The organism is Bacteroides sp. AF25-38AC, assembly GCF_003602995.1.
Classification (GTDB): domain Bacteria; phylum Bacteroidota; class Bacteroidia; order Bacteroidales; family Bacteroidaceae; genus Bacteroides; species Bacteroides uniformis.
Genome location: NZ_QTMD01000020.1, coordinates 54,945 through 71,986, shown reverse-complemented (window position 1 = coordinate 71,986; position 17,042 = coordinate 54,945). Strand labels below are relative to the sequence as shown.

Here is a 17,042-nt window from a genome sequence, read left to right as displayed (position 1 = left end):
ATATTTTTATTATTACTTTGAGAAGACTAACCGCAATTACACAAACATTTTGTTCTTTTTTCCCACAAAACAGAAGCAAGTATCAATATTATTCCTATCTTTGCCGAGCAATTTAATAGAAGTTATACTGAATAAATTTATGAGCTACCTGATAACACCTGAAGGTTACAAACCTTTATTGGACCTAAAACAGACTGAATTAGGGATTAAACAAATTAAAGAGTTCTTCCAATTGAACCTCTCTTCCGAACTGCGCCTGCGACGTGTGACAGCTCCACTGTTCGTATTGAAAGGAATGGGTATCAATGACGACCTCAATGGAGTGGAACGTGCCGTAACTTTCCCTATCAAAGATTTGGGCGACGCCAAAGCTGAAGTGGTGCACTCCCTCGCCAAATGGAAACGCCTCACGCTTGCCGAATACCATATCGAACCGGGATATGGCATCTACACAGACATGAATGCCATCCGTGCCGATGAAGAACTGGGCAATCTGCATTCCCTTTATGTAGACCAGTGGGACTGGGAACGCGTCATTACTGCCGAAGACCGCAATGTGGAATTCCTCAAGGAGATAGTAACCCGTATCTATGCAGCTATGGTGCGCACAGAATATATGGTATATGAGATGTATCCGCAAATCAAGCCTTGCCTGCCCCAGAAACTTCACTTTATCCATGCCGAAGAATTGCGCCAACTGTATCCGGACTTGGAACCCAAATGCCGCGAACATGCCATTTGCAAGAAATACGGTGCAGTGTTCATCATCGGTATCGGATGCAAGCTGAGCGACGGCAAGAAGCACGACGGACGCGCCCCGGACTACGACGACTATACCAGCAAAGGGCTGAACGACCTCCCCGGACTGAACGGTGACCTCCTGCTATGGGACCACATCCTGCAACGCAGCATCGAACTTTCCTCCATGGGTATCCGCGTAGACAAGGAAGCCCTGCTTCGCCAGCTCAAAGAGGAAGGCGAAGAGGAACGCCTGGAACTTTACTTCCACAAACGCTTGATGAATGATACACTGCCGCTTTCCATCGGTGGCGGTATAGGGCAGTCCCGCCTCTGTATGTTCTATCTGCGCAAGGCGCATATCGGTGAGATACAAGCCAGTATCTGGCCGGAAGATATGCGCAAAGAGTGCAAGGAACACAATATACACCTGATTTGATATACATTTATCCCGTCATATAATATAAAGTTCACCCCCTCAAAAGGTTGGACTTTATTTTTTATTTTGTACTTTAGCATCCGAAACTACTAACAGATCCAATTATGAATGTTCAAATAGAAGAAAGCTGGAAAGCACATCTGCAACCTGAATTTGAGAAAGATTATTTCCGTACATTGACTGATTTTGTACGGGACGAATATGGGAAATATGCAATATATCCTCCGGGAAAGCTGATATTCAATGCATTCAACCTATGCCCTTTTGACAAAGTAAAAGTCGTGATAATCGGTCAAGACCCCTATCATGGTCCGGGACAAGCACACGGACTTTGTTTCTCCGTAAATGACGGTGTTCCTTTCCCTCCTTCCTTACTTAATATTTTCAAGGAAATAAAAAATGACATTGGCACTGATGCCCCCACTACCGGCAATCTGACACGCTGGGCAGAGCAAGGCATATTGCTGCTCAATGCTACCCTCACCGTACGTGCACACCAAGCCGGTTCTCACCAAAACCGAGGTTGGGAAACATTTACAGATGCGGCTATCCGCATTCTCGCCGAAGAAAAAGAGCATCTTGTATTTATTCTTTGGGGAGCCTACGCCCAACGTAAAGGGGCATTCATCGACCGTAGCCGACATCTGGTACTCACCTCGGCACATCCATCTCCCCTATCCGCTTATAACGGCTTCTTCGGGAACAAGCATTTCAGCAAAACAAACGAGTATTTGCGGGAACATGGAGAGACGGAAATAATTTGGTAAACATCAATACCACTGAATATTACTCTGAGTCTGGCTTCTCTGTTCCCATTTCAAGTCTTGCAGGATACTTGCATTGGCACGGATGGTAAAGTTATAGTATTTCCAGCGTCCGAAAGGTGATATGGCAGCCGTCATGCTGAAACAGTGCAGGTCACGTGTGATGTTGAAAGCGGTCTGCGTTATCTCCTTCGCATTGAAGTCATAACCGGAATTGAAGCTGACAGCCCATTTATTGGTAAGCTTGACGTTACCGTTTATATTAAGGGAATTCAGGCTGAATTTGTACGGATAGCGCATGTTCTTACGATTAATGGGCTTACTGGTGTCTTCCGTAATATTGAAACCGGTACTGAAGTTGATAGACCAAGGCATCTTGAATACCTGATAGCCGTCAGCATCGGCAGCAGCCTTTTCCTTCTTCTTCTTCGGAGTGCCGTCCTCGGTAGTTTCCCCCTCCATGTCACCGTCTTCCTCCGTCGAGGCATTCTGGTCTTGGCCCTGCTCCTCGTCATCCTTCTGACCGGTGAAGAAGTTCCTTATTTTCTTCCACGAATCATTGTTCACGGTCCAACTGAACGACGTACCATATCCCGACCAACGACCGAAACGGCCATACGACCATTCCGTACGGTTACCGGGCACCACCCTTCCGTTCTCATCAAACTCGTAAGCATAAGTGGCAAAGGTAGAGCTCATACTCAACGTATAACTCTTGCTCAACTTCAGACGGAGATTAAAGCTCAAGTCACTCCAAGGACGCACCTGGGCAGCCGTGTTGTAACTGATACCCATACTCAAATCGTCAATCAGGCTCACCTTGCGGATAGAGTCATTCTTATCCTTGAACTTCATTTCAAGGTTATTGGAGATATTGAAACTGATAAGCCCCTGCTTTCCTCCACTTGGCGGACTGAACACCTGACCGGCATAATAGGAATACTGCACGGTATCGCGAATGCCGTTCTGGTCTTTTATATAAGAGTCATAATAGCCAAAACGGGACGAAGTGAAATCGGGCGCAGCGCTGAAACTGATGGAGGGAGTGATGACGTGACGTATCTGTATCTCCTTCTTCTTCATGAACAATGGCTTGTACATACCATAAACTTTGGTATTGATACCCAGACTGGCACTGTAGTCGTATACACGGTGAAAACCGTAGGTCGTATCATTCACCTCCTTGCCTTGCTCATCGTCCCAGTCCTTCTTCACCTTGCGGGTGTACCAACGCTCCGTATAGTTTACGGTAGGCGTCACATTGAAGTACTTGAACAAAGTAAACGTGGCACTTACCGGAATCTCATGCTGCATACCGTTCTCCCAATCGCGTATCAAGTTCTTCTTGAACAACAGATTGTCCTTCGTCTTGATACTGTTCTTCACACGGCCAGTATAGCGAACGGAAATCTTCTCATACCACTTTTCATCTCCCACTGCATGTTTGCGCTTGAAAGGGAAAATGGTACTCAAGGAAATGGTCATGTCCGGTAAAGTCACCGCGATAGAGGAGTCGCGCATGGTCTGGGCAATATTACCTGAAGCGGAGATGCTCAGATGCTGGTCGGGAAAGTTACGCGAATAGCTGACACTGGAAGTCTTGGTATTCTGCGACATTGCCTGGGAGTTGTACATATTGCCGATATTGGTACGCTCATAACTACTGGTAGCAAAGTTCACACTGGCAGAAAAGGTAGAATTCGGACTCGCTTTCGGGTCCTGCCGGTGAGACCACACCACCTTGAAGTCTTTGGCAACCGAGTAGTCGGGCAAGCCTTTGTCACCGGTCTTGGTCACCTGATAGCTTGCCTGCAGCAAACCGGAATATTTGTAACGCTTCACATAGTTCGACTCCATATTCAGCGCCCAAGAACCTTTCGTGAAGATATCCGCCCGCAGCTTCAAGTCCATTTGGTCACTGATGGCGAAGTAATATCCACCGTCCGTCAGACCGAAGCCACGATTGGAGTCATCCATATAGGTAGGCATCAGAAAACCGGACTGGTAACTGCTAGAAAACGGGAAAAAGAAAAATGGAACGGCAAGCGGAAGCGGCACATCCTCTACTACCAGATAGGCAGGTCCCGTCACCACGTTCTTTTTCGGACGTACCTTGGCATAAGTCATCTGCATATAAAAATGGGGGTGGTCATGATGGTCACAAGTCGTGTAACGACCGCTCCTCATATAGAGTTCATCATTATTCCCTTTCTTGGCATTATTACCGGTCACGTATCCCTCGCCCTGCTGGCTGACAACATTGCTGATAAGACCTCTTTTACTCTTGAAGTTATAACGGATAGTATCGGTTTCGTAGGAGGTGTCCCCGTCTTTGAAGACCGGTCTTCCCTTGGCTGTTCCTACAGAATCGACCACGCCACGGGCAAAAACCGTACTGTTGTCCATATCCATAGAGATGACATCAGCCTCCAGGTCAGCACCCGGATAACTCACCTTTCCCTGGCCATAAAGATGGGCAAAGCCACTCTGCGTAAATACAATGGAGTCATTGGCTTCGTAGGCTACGGGAGCATCCAATGCATCCTTCTTGGGAGGCGCAGCCGCTACCGTATCTTGTTGCAACGAATCGGCAGGAAGCCCCTTTCCCCCTTGCAGGGAGTCTCCCATCTGCAAACTATCCCCTACCTGCAACGTGTCTGTCCGCTGAATATTCGGAGGCGCGACCTTCGCTCTACGGCGCTGAGAAGCAGCCCCACCGGAGAGAAGAAGCAAGACGAATAGTAGTATGAATGATATGAATGTATTTGCTTTCAATGGCGTCATTAACTAATAGTTTACGCTTGGAGGGGCAAAAGTACATAATTTATACGGATAATCTCCCTTTTTAAAGAAATTTAGATTGCTACAAGAACTGTTCGCACCAATTATCAAAGCGCCGTACCCCTTCTTCACCATAACGTTCCAAACTTTTACGGGCTTTTTCTACACTTTTCTCCTTTTCCAAATGAGTTTTTGAATAAAACTTATCGGCAAAACAGATAGCTTGTTCTTCCAAGCTGACCGGAACCATTTCACGATGCGGTACGGGCAAATCCTGCGCAATGATTCCCTCCAATGAAAGTCCGGCACCCGTATGGCGTTCACAAACCAAAGCATGGCGGGGATAGCCTTCGCCGCGTATCAGGTCGGCTCCCAAATAACCGTGACAGATATAAGGCTTGTCGCCAAAACAATGGATACCTGCCGCATCTGTAAGAAAAATGCCTATATCGTGCAGCATGGCAGCCTCGTACAGAAAATCCTTATCCAATGAAAGTTCCGGATGGCGGTCGGCAATCCATAACGACTTGTCGGCTACGGAACGGCTGTGCGTCAACAGTATATGCCGCAACTCATTCTCTTCCGGATAATATTTGTTAATGATATCTATCGGATTCATTTTAAGTTATGAGTTATAAATTATGGGTTATGAATGTCAATCGCCCTAAATTTATACATGCAGATTTCATTACGCATATCACAACTGCGTCTGTCTGTACGGAATATCTTTTCCAGATGATACGTCTGTTCCAGCTGTCCCAACATATTCTCCTCCTCCTTTACGGGAACCAATAAATAGCCCTCCCCGCTGGACGGACGTTCCTTTTCAATGTGCCGCATGCGGTCTTTCAGATAGAAGTTAACACCATAGAAACTCATTTTCGAGTAAGAATAGACCACACCTTCCGGAACATACGTATTGACCCTTTCAGCCAAATGTTTATCTGATTTCACAGCCAGCACCGTGGGCTGATAAACCGAATCCAATGATACGAAAAGGCAGAGCATACATCCTGCTATGCCATATAATAATGACCGGCTATCCGCACGCTTTATCACCATGCGTAATGTGCAGACAGCGGCTACTACGGGAAGCGCTACCAGGAGCCACTTGGGAACAGACAAAGCCACATCCTCCAACGCATGCATAAAGGCTACATTCTCAGCGGCATGGCGTCCGCTTCCAAAAACGCTGTCGGGAACCAGGCCGAGACGAACTACGACAAAAACAAGCGTAAGCAACAAGCCCAAAGAAGCAAAGATGATTGCACAAATCCTGAAAACTCGTGCCCCCTTTTGTACCAAAGCCAACAGATACTCAGCTATCAGCACTGCCATAAACGGATAGATGGGAAGCAGATAAACGCTCCGCTTACTCTTGGGGATGCAGTAGAAGACAAAGATTATCAGAATGACCAGCCACGTGAACAATTGTACCGGAGACTGGTTGCGGAAAGCAGTCCAGCCCTTCTTCAACCGCAACAGCAGGGTCTCCCCTTCCGGCAGACAACGCATGTTTTTCCACTTCAAGCCAAACAAGGAAATTACCAGAACCAACGTCCAGGGAATCCATCCCCAAATCAAAGTCAGGAAATTATACCATATAGGATTTTCATGGGACTCGTAGGACATTTTGCCCATAAACCGCCCGGTATTCTCCTCCAGAACCAAATCGAGGAACGGTTGTCCACCTTGTCTGTAAGCTACGTATACCCAAGCTAAATAAGGAACAAAAGAAAGCAAGCCGATACCTACCAACGAGAAAAACGCTTTCCAGAAAGAACGTCCGCGCAACAACTGATACACACCGATACACGCGCAAGGGAATATGGAGCCTACCGGCCCTTTGGTCAACGTGGCACATCCCATCAGCAACACCGCAAGCCAGGGCACTCCGCGGCATCCCTTCTCATCCCAGCGGAACAGCAGACAAAGGGAAATAACGATAAAGGCAACCTGAACCATATCGACCCGACAAGCGACAGCCGCCCGATGCACCTCGAAAGAAGACAAAAGAAGAATAGAGGCCAGAAACGCCGTTTGAACGTTTTTACGTTTTGCCACAAAGGCAAAGAACATTAACTGCATGGCTAAAAAAGCCAATGCAGACGGGAAACGGGCAGAAAACTCCGTCACCTCTCCAAAAAGGGAAGAGACGGCGGCTATTGACCAGTAGAAGAAAGGGGGTTTATAAGCAATATCAGTACCATAGTTCACCGGAAGTATCCAGTTTCCACTTTCCAGCATAGAAAGGGCAACAATCGCCTCCCGCGGTTCCCCCTTGGAATAAAAAATGGTTTCTCCCAGAAAGGGAACAACCACAAGCACACTCAGCAGCGCAATAAACCAGAACGCCTTCTTTCTGTCCGACATACCTTATTTGTTTTTTATGTTTTCTGGACGCAAAGATAGCGCAAACCGAAAGCAGATGCAAATTTATTTGCAATTTGCTGAGATGCAGCTTAATTTCGCAAAGCAAAATTACAAATAATTCTGAAACAATGCCTAACTTTGCCGCCCCAATGATAATGGCAACAGAGAGTAGATATTTAATGTTAAGATGAAGCGGCTGAAACAACTACCGGAATTTGTACGCTTCGTAATGGTGGGCATCTTTGCGACAGCTCTGCACTACGGATTGTATTTTGTATTACAACGGGTTATCAATGTAAACATAGCCTATACACTGGGATATGCTCTCAGCTTCATCGCCAATTTCTATCTGACTGCTTACTTTACCTTCGGCCGAAAGCCCTCATGGAGAAAAGCCTTCGGATTTGGAGGAGCACACTTATGCAGCTATCTGCTACACATGGGGTTGCTGAACCTCTCTCTCTGGATGGGCATCCCCAAACCTCTGGCCCCCATTCCGGTTTTCGCCATCGCCATTCCGGTCAACTTCTTACTCGTACGTTTCGTTTTCAAAAGAAAAGAGTGATAATTTGTTTTTCTCCCGATTTCTTACGAATATTGCAAAAAGATTTGTTCTATGATGGAAAACTCTCCCATACTCGCCGTTGTCGTACCTTGCTACAAAGAAGAGGCAGTGCTGCATGAAACCCATAAACGATTGAGCCAATTATTCGACCGGCTGATACAAGCCCGGCAAATTTCCCCGGAAAGCTATATATTATATGTAAACGACGGAAGCACCGACCAGACATGGGCTATCATCAAAGAACTGCACCAAAATACGGCCTATGCCTGCGGACTGAACCTGGCAGGAAACGTAGGACACCAGAATGCCCTGCTGGCAGGACTCAATGCAGTAAAAGACCGTTGCGAGATAGCCATTTCCATTGATGCAGACTTGCAAGATGACATCCAGGTGATTCCGGACATGATAAACAGCTATAAAGCGGGCAATGACATCGTTTATGGCGTACGTAAAGAACGGAAGACCGACACTTTCTTCAAACGCAACACCGCTTTGGTCTTTTATCGGCTGATGAAGGCAATGGGGGTAAAATCCGTCTACAATCATGCCGACTACCGCCTGATGAGCCAGCGGGCTGTACAACACCTATGCCGCTTCCGCGAGCGCAACCTTTTTCTTCGGGGACTGGTTCCCCTCATCGGCTACCAGACGGACAGCGTGTACTACAATCGTGACAAGCGTTTTGCCGGAGAATCAAAGTATCCTTTCCGGAAGATGCTTAATTTTGCCATCGACGGTATCACTTCCTTTTCCGTCAAACCGGTCCGTATGATTTTTTGGATAGGCTGCATCTTTATTCTTGTGGCACTGTGTGTCACCGGATGGACACTTCACTCTTACACACAGCATAACGCCGTCCCCGGATGGTCATCACTGATGATTTCCGTCTGGCTGGTAGGAGGTGTGATACTTGTGTCGCTGGGGATTGTAGGCGAATACATCGGCAAAATATACATTGAGGTGAAGGACCGACCGCGCTACAATGAAGAAGAACTGCTGATGCCGTCCGGCAAAACAGAATAAAAGAAGCCCATCATCATTCTACACAAAAGTTTTAAAAAGGAAAAACACTTCTCACACTATCACACTATAATAAAGGTATAGGGAACAGTGTGTGTCTTTCTTGCCGACAAGTTGGCAAGATTTTGCCACCCTATTGGCAAGACTTTGCCATAGGCATGGCAAAAGTTTGCCAAAAGCATGACAATGGGTTGGCAAAATTACTCTCTGGCAGACAATGAGTTAACATAACTATCAAAATCGTATCGTCACATCAGTTTATATCAAAAAACACAAAATCGCTTGCGAAAGCGACATAAATGCCGTATCTTAGTACACGTGCAAGCAAACCATTTTGCTTACACATGATAAAAATCTGCTTATGGGAACATTAGGCTGCATCAATGACATGCTACAAAGGGATAAAGAGAACCGTGCTCTCCGCAAGTTGAGCAGAGGACGGATGCGGGAGCACTACAAATACCTTGTAAAAAGGAAAGGTCCTGAGAGAGCCGATGTAACCATTGAGGAAATAGAAGAAATCCGAAGAAATACTACTGAAAAGGAATTATCAGATAAAGAACATCTATTCAGGGCAAAGACGATTCTTGCAGCATGTGCTTTAGTCTTGCTTTTATTGGGAGTACTTTGTTATAAATTGTTCTTATAAGCAGGTCTGAAACCGATTGACAAGAAATCTACCCGGTTAAATTCATCAGCCATTGGCTGGCGATTGAAAGCAGATTCCCATGCTTCATAAAAAATTCGCATACTTTTTATATTCGAAGCAGAGAATCAACAACTTGGTTTCCTAAACCAATAAATTAGAAATGAAAAAATTATCTTTGCAAACACAATAAATACATTGAAAGACTTTCTGTTAGAACATGGAACATCTAAAAGCATACATTTTAGCACTTAAAAACATGAATACAGATTTTACAATTAGAATTGCCCAACAGTCTGATGCCCTTGAACTTATGAGTTTGTTTCAAGAGACAGTCCTCCATATAAACAAACGTGACTATTCAGAAGCAGAAGTGGCAGATTGGGCATCGTGCGGAAACGACCTCTCCCGCATAAAAGAAATGATTAAGACACATTATTTTATTGTAGCAACCAATCAACAGTCACAGATTGTCGGCTTTTCATCCATTACCCACCAAGGATATTTACATTCTATGTTTGTTCATAAAGATTTTCAAGGTAAAGGCATTGCTACCATACTTCTAAATGAGATAGAACGGTATGCAACCACAAGAGGAATCATGCGAATTACATCAGAAGTAAGCCTGACAGCCCGTCCATTCTTTGAGAAAAGAGGCTATATAGTAGAAGTGGAACAGAAACGCAAAGCCAACCAACTTTATCTCACCAATTTTTGGATGGCGAAAAGGCTGGCTGAATGAAATCGTATAACGGACGTATTCCTGCTTGTGGTGTCTTTTGTGGTGGTTGTCCCATATACACAAGAGAAAAAAGTTCCTGCAAAGGAGCAGAACAGAATGGTTCTCGCTGTGAAAAATGTAAAACATTCCATTTATGTTGCTTGGAAAAAGGAATAACACATTGTTTCCAGTGTTCTGATTTCCCATGTACTAAATTCAAAAGATTTACCAAACGTTGGCTAAAATACGGACAAAACTTCATTGAAAACCAAAAGCTTTTAAAAAACGTAGGTGAAGTTAAATTTTTAAAGTATTATAATAAGAGAATCCACAACCAACTTACCAACAATGACAAAAAATCAGGAATAAAATAATAATTTTGTACCTTTCGAAAAACATGTGTTGTAAATGACAGATTTTAATTCATACATGGGCAATATAGACACTGACTTTTTTAGGGAACTGTGTTTAAGAAACGGAGAACTACGGTATCATAAAAGAAATGAATTTATCCTCCGAGAGGGAGAAGTCGGTTCTTTCTTCGGGTTTATTGTATCCGGTGTAATCAAATATACCTGCATCAACCAAACTGAAAACAAAACATATAATGTAGGTTTTTCTTTTGCCAATGAATTTATCTCTGATTATCCCAATTGTTTATACGACATAAAATCTGAATTGAATATACAAGCAATAACCCCATGTAGAATCTACATCTGTTCTTCCGAATTACTTCTACAAGAATTTGAAGAGAACAAAGAAAATCAACGAATAGCCCGCATTGCAGCCGAACAATTATTTTTTCAGTCGTATTCACGTTACTTGGATTTGTTCAGATTTACATCGGAAGAATGCTATCTCCAACTTCTTAAAAAATGTCCAGAAATCCTACAAATGGTACCCCTAAAAGAAATTGCGTCTTACTTGAAAATAACCCCTATTCACATGAGCCGCATCAGACACAAACAGAGTTTTGACAGCAAAGAATAAACATAGGTTTAGAAATTCAATCATTTAACAATATTCCAAGACAATATTGATTCTGTCAGGAAGTTCTCTTTTATTTTTGCCCTATCCTTTGGCTGATTCAGCGAAAGGCAGGAATGAAAGGAGTTAAACATAGAGTCCTATATATGAGAACAAGAAAAGTATTTAGAATGCCACTTGATAAAATTCTTTGTTTATCAGCCAATGCTATATTAACCATTATTGCACTATGGAGTATTGCATCAGTCTTTTTCGAAAACGCCACAATTGATTCTATAATAGCCCGTTTCAGCGTGGCTTCTGCCTGCATGGCCAACCTATTTTCAAAACATCGTCTTATCCGGATAATATTCCTCATTATGGCATTTGTACTGATAATTGTTGCAACCACCCTCTATGTCCATAAAGCAAATAAGATGTAAAATACTCAGCAGTTATTCCGTCTCATTTTTCCTTTTCTTCCACAGCTGATAACTATTGATGATGTTTTGCCACATATTATACATACAGCATAATATAACTCTGATTATCAAAGCAAAAGCCCACCTATTACTAATAGTGGGTAACAAAATAGTAACAAAAAAACGAAGAAATCGCTTTGCGGTGGGCTTCATGTGCAAAGGTAACAAAAGCTCTCTAACCATAAAAGCAAAACTGGCGAAAAGAAGAATACTGTTTTTCTTTTCGCCAGCATATATAATTTGCTGTCAATAGAAATTAGTTTAGTCCGTTTTGGATATATAGACAAAAACACAAACTAAACTTGTGTTTATAATAACTTTTTCAACTTATCTATGACATATCTTCCAATGCAGAGAACTTTGAATGATTTAGGCAACAGATATTTGGATGTTTTAATTAGAATGTCCCTTTTTTACACCTAATATCTATCTAAGAAATCTTACTTTTGTTTGATAATTAAAACAGAATGGAGAAAATTCAAGTAATACAACCTACCAAATTGCTCGCTCCTTATATAAAGCAATATTGGTTTTTAAGGATAGATGATGTAAAGCAAGGCTTTCAACGTTCTATCCCGGCAGGTTGTGTAGCACTTGTTTTTCATAAAGGGAACAAAATTATTTCTTCTTTTCATAAGGGAACGCAGCCACATTACAAATAGGGTAAATTTCAATAATGGATTGTTTTGATGAAAAAAACTCTTCAATATTTAGACTTACTGACATAGGGCTGTCATAGAAGACGCTATCTTTGTATCAAAAAGTATTCAACTTAATATTATAGAATATGAAAAGATTATTTTTATGCTCATCATTTGCTGATGTTGCTAATCTATTTGTCGATTGTGCCAAAGAAGATTTGCAAGGGAAAATTATAGCTTTTATACCAACTGCAAGCCTTACAGAACCAATACGATTCTATGTAAAAAAGGGGAAAAAGGCTTTAGAAGAAGCAGGAATGATTGTTGAAGAAGTCGAGATTACCCAACTGCCCAAAGAGGAAATATCTTCTATATTACATAAATGCGATTATATCTACATAACAGGTGGAAATACATTTTTCCTTTTGCAAGAGTTAAAAAGAAAAGGTGTTGATAAAATTATATCTAAACAAGTGAAATTGGGTAAACTGTATATTGGGGAATCTGCCGGAGCAATAATAGCCTCTCCCGATGCAGAATATATGAGAAGTGTGAATTTTGATCCAATAGAAAAGGCTCCTGAATTGAAAGACTGTACTTCTTTAGATTTGGTCGATTTTTATACGATTCCCCATTATGGAAATTTTCCATTCAAGAAAAAAGGTGAAAAGATAGTTCAACTATATAATGAGAAGTTGCAGCTTATTCCTATAAGTAATAAACAAGCTGTTATTATTGAAGATTCAAATATTCAAATTAAAGATGCAAAATGAATAGAATAGACCGTATTTCTGCTATATTGATTCAGTTACAATCGCACTCGTTAGTGAAAGCACAGCAAATTTCAGAACGTTTTAATATAAGCATTCGCACTGTATATCGAGATATAAGAACATTGGAAGAGGCAGGCATTCCTATCATAGGAAATCCCGGTATTGGTTATTCACTTGCAGAAGGATTCAAATTATCTCCTCTAATGTTTACTCAAAAAGAGGCTTTGTCCTTTTTGATTGCAGAGAAATTAGTACATGAACTAACTGATTCAAATAGCAACGAACATTATAAGTCTGGAATAGAAAAGATTAGGTCTGTCATGCGTTTTGCAGACAAAAATATGTTAGAAACAATGGAAAAGTGCATGTCTGTATTGGATACTTATAAATCATCTACCTATAAACCTGATATTCTTTTACTTATTTTACAAAGTATATACCAAAAAAGAATTATTGAAATATCTTATTTGGGAAGTAATGCGTTAAGTGTTTCAGAACGAAAGATTGAAGCTGTTGGAATTTTCTTTTCGAGAACTAACTGGTATCTAATAGGCTTTTATCTTCCCAAAGAAATCTATCTTACATTTCGGATAGATAGAATTCAAAAAATGCACATTCTTAATGAATTACAATCACGGGAGCATCCTCCTTTGGAAAAATTCATACGCGAGTTTTATGATAAAGAAAAATTACATGAAATCGTTATAAGAATAGAAAAGAATAAAACTTCCATAATGAATGATGATAAATATTATTACGGATTAACATCTGAGAAAGAGATAGGGGATATGTTTGAACTTCATTTTCTAACATTTTCAATCAGTAAGTTTGCACATTGGTATCTGTCTTTTGCAGATAGTGCAACTATAATAAGACCAGATTCTTTAAAATATGAAGTTAAAAATATTATCAATAACATTTCTATTTGATTGCTGTCAAATAGTATTTTTAATCGACTCAATGAAAAAAATATTCGACCAAAGATTTTTCCGCTTATTGTCGGAATGCTCACAACGTAAAGTGTCTGCATCTGAATTTGCAGAAGCTATCGAAGAATTGGCGACCCATGTAGCCAATTTTAGTATCAATGAGCAGGATTACAACGTTTTACTACGTTATTTTTCCTTTGGTTTGCACCGTCTTAAATCGTATCGTGTACGGTTTGAGCAAGAAAAAAATGCCCCATCTGCATCTAATTGATGAAGCGATAGGACTTTTGAACACTGAAATACGCCTTATCGAGTGGCGCATCAAATACCCGGAACAGCTACAGCAACGTATCAACAAACAGCCCCTTTCCCCTCTCTATCTCGCAGACAAGACAACCCTTATCAACATCATGGAAATGGTAAGCGGTCTGTTCCTCTCCAAAAACATCGTGTATCAGAACGGCAAGCCCGCCTACTTGGTGGACTTGGCGAAAGCCTTTGAATGGCTGTTCAACATCAAGATAGGCGACTGTTACCAAAAACATGAGGACGTGATAAAACGAAAGCCGGGCAAACTGACCGGGTTTCTTAATGGATTGGTAGAACTTATCAAAAAGGAACATGACAAGAAAGGATATAGATAATCAGTGACTTATGATTTATTTATAGGGGATTCCATTAGTTCCCCCGTAATTTCTTTGCGCCTATTTTCTGAACTTTGCTTCATCAATTGATTGACAGACAAGAATGTATAATCAGAAAAATGAAGCAATCATGTATATAGACAATGACGATTTCAGCGTATGGATGCAGAAGCTGTACGCCAAGCTGGAAGAACTCTGCAAGGATGTACGGGTACTACGCAATGCGGACAAGGTACTACCCGAAGATGACAACCTATTGGATAATCAAGACTTGTGTTTATTATTCAAAGTAAGTATCAAAACTCTGCAACGCTACCGGGCTATCGGTGCGCTGCCTTACTTCACTATCAGCGGAAAAGTGTATTACAAGGCTTCCGATGTCCGGGAGTTTATTAAAGAACGGTTCAGCGTCACCACGCTACGCCAGTTCGAGAAAGAACACTGTACGAAGAAAAAGAAGTGAATCTGAAAAGCCGGAACGGTGAATGTACTTCATCTGTTCCGACTTTCCCCGTTTATGGCTTACCCAACTTATCGGCTTCTTTCTTTAGCTGTTCGGCTTGCTCATTCAACAGCCTTGCACGTTCCAGTGCTTCCGCCTGCTTTTGGATGCGATATTCAAAATCCATCACTGAATCGGTCAAACTTCGGATAAAACCGTTATCCCGTTGCCACTTGAACTTGTTTTCCAGCATATCAAAAGTTTCCCCGTCTGCCTGTCCTTGCATCAGCAAATAGCGGTATTTCATATCGTTGTCCTGCAACTGCTGCATACGTTCAGCCAAACGGACATTCAAGAATATGGAAACGGAACAGACGACCAGCACTGCCGAAAAAACAAACAATCCCGGACGAATCCAAGAAGCGACCTTGTTGTAAATCCGTTGATAGAACGGTAAGGGCGTAGCTTCCTCTTTATCCGTCTTGCAAGAGCCCAAAGTATCAATCATTACCTTGAAACAACGGTAGGTTTCCAATGTTATTTTCTTGGTGTCCTCTATGTTCTTCTGCTGACCTTGCATCCTGCTCCTTATGTCGTCAAGTTGGCTTTGAATAACCCGCAACTTTTCTTCGGGAACAGCCGAATTACTGTGCAGTTCCGACAACGCTTGTTCGATTGCTCCCAGCCGTTCGAGAGTTTCCTCCCGACTGGCTGGCGTTGCCTGTGCTTCCTGCTTCTCTTTCAGTTCCGTAACCATAGAGAGAAGCCCCTCTAAAATCAAATTATCTTCCATGTCTTTACTGTTTAAGTTGTTTTTTCTTTTTCTTCTTCTTTCTCAAATTAAAATTAGGTTCTTCATCCACTGGGGGAGAAGAAGCAGAAAACAGACCGAGTGAACCTGTTATCAACGGACTGTCAGCCTTGTCCGGTGCAGGTGCTTGTTCCCGAACGGGTGCGAAAGTTGTTTGCCGTTGGCTTTCGGCAACATTCATTCCTGCATCCCCGAAACATTTATCCAGTTTGGAAAAACTGAAACTGCGGTCTATCTCCGACCCCTTGAACGTGTATTCGCCTTTGGAAAAGGATATGCCCTGTATCTCGTCAGTCTGTCCCTTTCGTTTGAACTGGATAGTGATACCCTTTTCCGCTAACCTGTGCTGCAACTGCTGCCAGTTACGGGATTTGCCGATTTCATTTTTCACAGCCGTGTAAATCTCGTATTTTGATTTGTCCGGCTCTTTCAATCGGTGCTGCTTCACCTGCTCTTTTCCCTCGGCGAAATAAAGCCCGTGTTTGGCTTTCAGCTTCTTGCATACCTGTTCGTTACGATACATGTCGTTCCTGTCCGAAATGGTCTTGCCGTTATTGTCTATGCGGTTGAACACGATATGCACATGTGGGTGTTCCCGGTCTTGATGGCGCACGATGATATACTGCGTATCGGTGATTTTCATTTCACGCATATACTCCTGCGCAAGCTGTACCATCTTCCCATCTGTCAATTTGGGCGCATCCACTGCCGAATAACTCAACGCAATATGTCCGACAGGCTTTTTCAAGTCGGGATTCATCCCGGTCTGCATACAGAAGCTGTGGATTATATCTCCCCGGCTTTCAGTCAGAACCCCGTCCGCATGAAGCAAAACCGCCTGCTCCTTGCCAAGCACATAGTTCACACAGCCCTTAAACCCGCTTCCCTTTTTTATTTTTCCAATCATCTGACAAATGGTTTATGATTTCAATAATCCGGTTTTTGAGCTTCACCAGTTCCACCGCCACCAGTGCGAAACCTCCGGCATTCGCCCGGTGCGCCAACTGGTTGATGTTGTTGGCTTCCCCTGCCAGTTTGCGGATGGTGTCCGCATCCTGCCTGTTCAGCCGGGGTATGACCTCTACCGAAACAACCGCCTGCCTTACATACTCACTGACACGTAACCCAGCTTCCCCGGCTCGCTTTCTGATGGCGTAATACTGCAACTCGGTCAGTTTCGTACTGACAACCCGTTGCTGCTTCTCTATCCGTTTCTTTGCCGGACGTCCCCCCGGCTTATCCTTTATATTCGTCATAGGTTTTTACATTTAAATGGTATCTTAAAAATTGCGACCAACGGGAGAAAT

The 17,042-nt window shown here is 42.7% G+C and carries 21 protein-coding genes; 15 read left to right on the top strand and 6 right to left on the bottom strand.

Going from position 1 to position 17,042, the window contains the following annotated elements; translation table 11 throughout:
• Positions 1-139: 139 nt before the first annotated feature.
• Both asnA and ung read left to right on the top strand, forming a co-directional pair.
• A complete protein-coding gene (gene asnA, locus DWY55_RS14200) occupies positions 140-1,177 on the top strand; it encodes an aspartate--ammonia ligase (protein WP_008664075.1) in 1,038 nt (345 codons plus the stop codon).
• Positions 1,178-1,281: 104 nt separating this feature from the next.
• Positions 1,282-1,944: a uracil-DNA glycosylase gene (gene ung / locus DWY55_RS14195; RefSeq protein WP_005827240.1), complete on the top strand. Its 663-nt coding sequence runs from the start codon at positions 1,282-1,284 to the stop codon at positions 1,942-1,944.
• Between the two features lie 3 nt (positions 1,945-1,947).
• Here ung and DWY55_RS14190 read toward each other — a convergent pair whose 3' ends face one another.
• The 3 genes from DWY55_RS14190 to DWY55_RS14180 form a co-directional block, all read right to left on the bottom strand.
• Positions 1,948-4,725, bottom strand: coding sequence for a putative LPS assembly protein LptD (locus DWY55_RS14190; protein ID WP_005827242.1), 2,778 nt, complete (start codon positions 4,723-4,725; stop codon positions 1,948-1,950).
• Positions 4,726-4,804: 79 nt separating this feature from the next.
• Complete coding sequence (locus DWY55_RS14185) at positions 4,805-5,341, bottom strand: HD domain-containing protein (RefSeq protein ID WP_005827246.1); 537 nt, start codon at positions 5,339-5,341, stop codon at positions 4,805-4,807.
• Positions 5,342-5,361: 20 nt separating this feature from the next.
• The gene (locus DWY55_RS14180) at positions 5,362-7,095 is read right to left on the bottom strand and encodes an ArnT family glycosyltransferase (RefSeq protein WP_117680594.1); all 1,734 of its coding nucleotides are present in this window, start codon (positions 7,093-7,095) and stop codon (positions 5,362-5,364) included.
• Positions 7,096-7,282: 187 nt separating this feature from the next.
• On the opposite strand from DWY55_RS14180, the gene DWY55_RS14175 reads away from it, so the two are divergent.
• From DWY55_RS14175 to DWY55_RS14110, 13 genes are all read left to right on the top strand, one after another.
• Complete coding sequence (locus DWY55_RS14175) at positions 7,283-7,660, top strand: GtrA family protein (RefSeq protein WP_005833184.1); 378 nt, start codon at positions 7,283-7,285, stop codon at positions 7,658-7,660.
• Positions 7,661-7,711: 51 nt separating this feature from the next.
• Positions 7,712-8,683 carry a glycosyltransferase family 2 protein gene (locus tag DWY55_RS14170; protein ID WP_098032134.1) on the top strand — a complete coding sequence of 324 codons (972 nt, stop codon included), beginning with the start codon at positions 7,712-7,714 and terminating at the stop codon, positions 8,681-8,683.
• A gap of 358 nt (positions 8,684-9,041) precedes the next feature.
• Complete coding sequence (locus DWY55_RS14165; protein ID WP_005827260.1) at positions 9,042-9,329, top strand: hypothetical protein; 288 nt, start codon at positions 9,042-9,044, stop codon at positions 9,327-9,329.
• 256 nt (positions 9,330-9,585) lie between these two features.
• The gene (locus DWY55_RS14160) at positions 9,586-10,068 is read left to right on the top strand and encodes a GNAT family N-acetyltransferase (RefSeq protein ID WP_034529629.1); all 483 of its coding nucleotides are present in this window, start codon (positions 9,586-9,588) and stop codon (positions 10,066-10,068) included.
• Positions 10,065-10,421: a DUF3795 domain-containing protein gene (locus tag DWY55_RS14155; RefSeq protein WP_117878688.1), complete on the top strand. Its 357-nt coding sequence runs from the start codon at positions 10,065-10,067 to the stop codon at positions 10,419-10,421. Before DWY55_RS14160 ends, DWY55_RS14155 begins: the two co-directional genes overlap by 4 nt.
• 34 nt (positions 10,422-10,455) lie before the next feature.
• The gene (locus DWY55_RS14150; RefSeq protein ID WP_117878690.1) at positions 10,456-11,037 is read left to right on the top strand and encodes a Crp/Fnr family transcriptional regulator; all 582 of its coding nucleotides are present in this window, start codon (positions 10,456-10,458) and stop codon (positions 11,035-11,037) included.
• A gap of 143 nt (positions 11,038-11,180) precedes the next feature.
• Positions 11,181-11,456 carry a hypothetical protein gene (locus DWY55_RS14145; protein WP_022401417.1) on the top strand — a complete coding sequence of 92 codons (276 nt, stop codon included), beginning with the start codon at positions 11,181-11,183 and terminating at the stop codon, positions 11,454-11,456.
• A 506-nt stretch (positions 11,457-11,962) separates the two neighbouring features.
• Entirely contained in the window at positions 11,963-12,157 is a 195-nt protein-coding gene (locus DWY55_RS22590) for a DUF6597 domain-containing transcriptional factor (RefSeq protein ID WP_049702064.1), read from the top strand.
• A gap of 125 nt (positions 12,158-12,282) precedes the next feature.
• Positions 12,283-12,909, top strand: a complete 627-nt coding sequence (locus tag DWY55_RS14130) for a Type 1 glutamine amidotransferase-like domain-containing protein (RefSeq protein ID WP_004315354.1) — start codon at positions 12,283-12,285, stop codon at positions 12,907-12,909.
• On the top strand, positions 12,906-13,838 hold the full coding sequence (locus DWY55_RS14125) for a helix-turn-helix transcriptional regulator (RefSeq protein WP_004315355.1): 933 nt from the start codon (positions 12,906-12,908) through the stop codon (positions 13,836-13,838). Before DWY55_RS14130 ends, DWY55_RS14125 begins: the two co-directional genes overlap by 4 nt.
• A gap of 31 nt (positions 13,839-13,869) precedes the next feature.
• Positions 13,870-14,109 carry a hypothetical protein gene (locus DWY55_RS14120; RefSeq protein WP_004315356.1) on the top strand — a complete coding sequence of 80 codons (240 nt, stop codon included), beginning with the start codon at positions 13,870-13,872 and terminating at the stop codon, positions 14,107-14,109.
• The gene (locus tag DWY55_RS14115) at positions 14,063-14,482 is read left to right on the top strand and encodes an RteC domain-containing protein (protein WP_008770715.1); all 420 of its coding nucleotides are present in this window, start codon (positions 14,063-14,065) and stop codon (positions 14,480-14,482) included. Before DWY55_RS14120 ends, DWY55_RS14115 begins: the two co-directional genes overlap by 47 nt.
• A gap of 130 nt (positions 14,483-14,612) precedes the next feature.
• Complete coding sequence (locus DWY55_RS14110; protein ID WP_008997282.1) at positions 14,613-14,945, top strand: helix-turn-helix domain-containing protein; 333 nt, start codon at positions 14,613-14,615, stop codon at positions 14,943-14,945.
• Positions 14,946-14,997: 52 nt separating this feature from the next.
• Here DWY55_RS14110 and DWY55_RS14105 read toward each other — a convergent pair whose 3' ends face one another.
• From DWY55_RS14105 to DWY55_RS14095, 3 genes are read right to left on the bottom strand one after another with little or no spacing between them, the layout of a single operon-like run.
• On the bottom strand, positions 14,998-15,717 hold the full coding sequence (locus DWY55_RS14105; protein WP_004315359.1) for a hypothetical protein: 720 nt from the start codon (positions 15,715-15,717) through the stop codon (positions 14,998-15,000).
• Positions 15,718-15,721: 4 nt separating this feature from the next.
• A complete protein-coding gene (locus tag DWY55_RS14100) occupies positions 15,722-16,642 on the bottom strand; it encodes a relaxase/mobilization nuclease domain-containing protein (protein ID WP_049702061.1) in 921 nt (306 codons plus the stop codon).
• Positions 16,608-16,991: a MobC family plasmid mobilization relaxosome protein gene (locus tag DWY55_RS14095; protein ID WP_049702060.1), complete on the bottom strand. Its 384-nt coding sequence runs from the start codon at positions 16,989-16,991 to the stop codon at positions 16,608-16,610. Before DWY55_RS14095 ends, DWY55_RS14100 begins: the two co-directional genes overlap by 35 nt.
• Between the last annotated feature and the right edge of the window lie 51 nt (positions 16,992-17,042).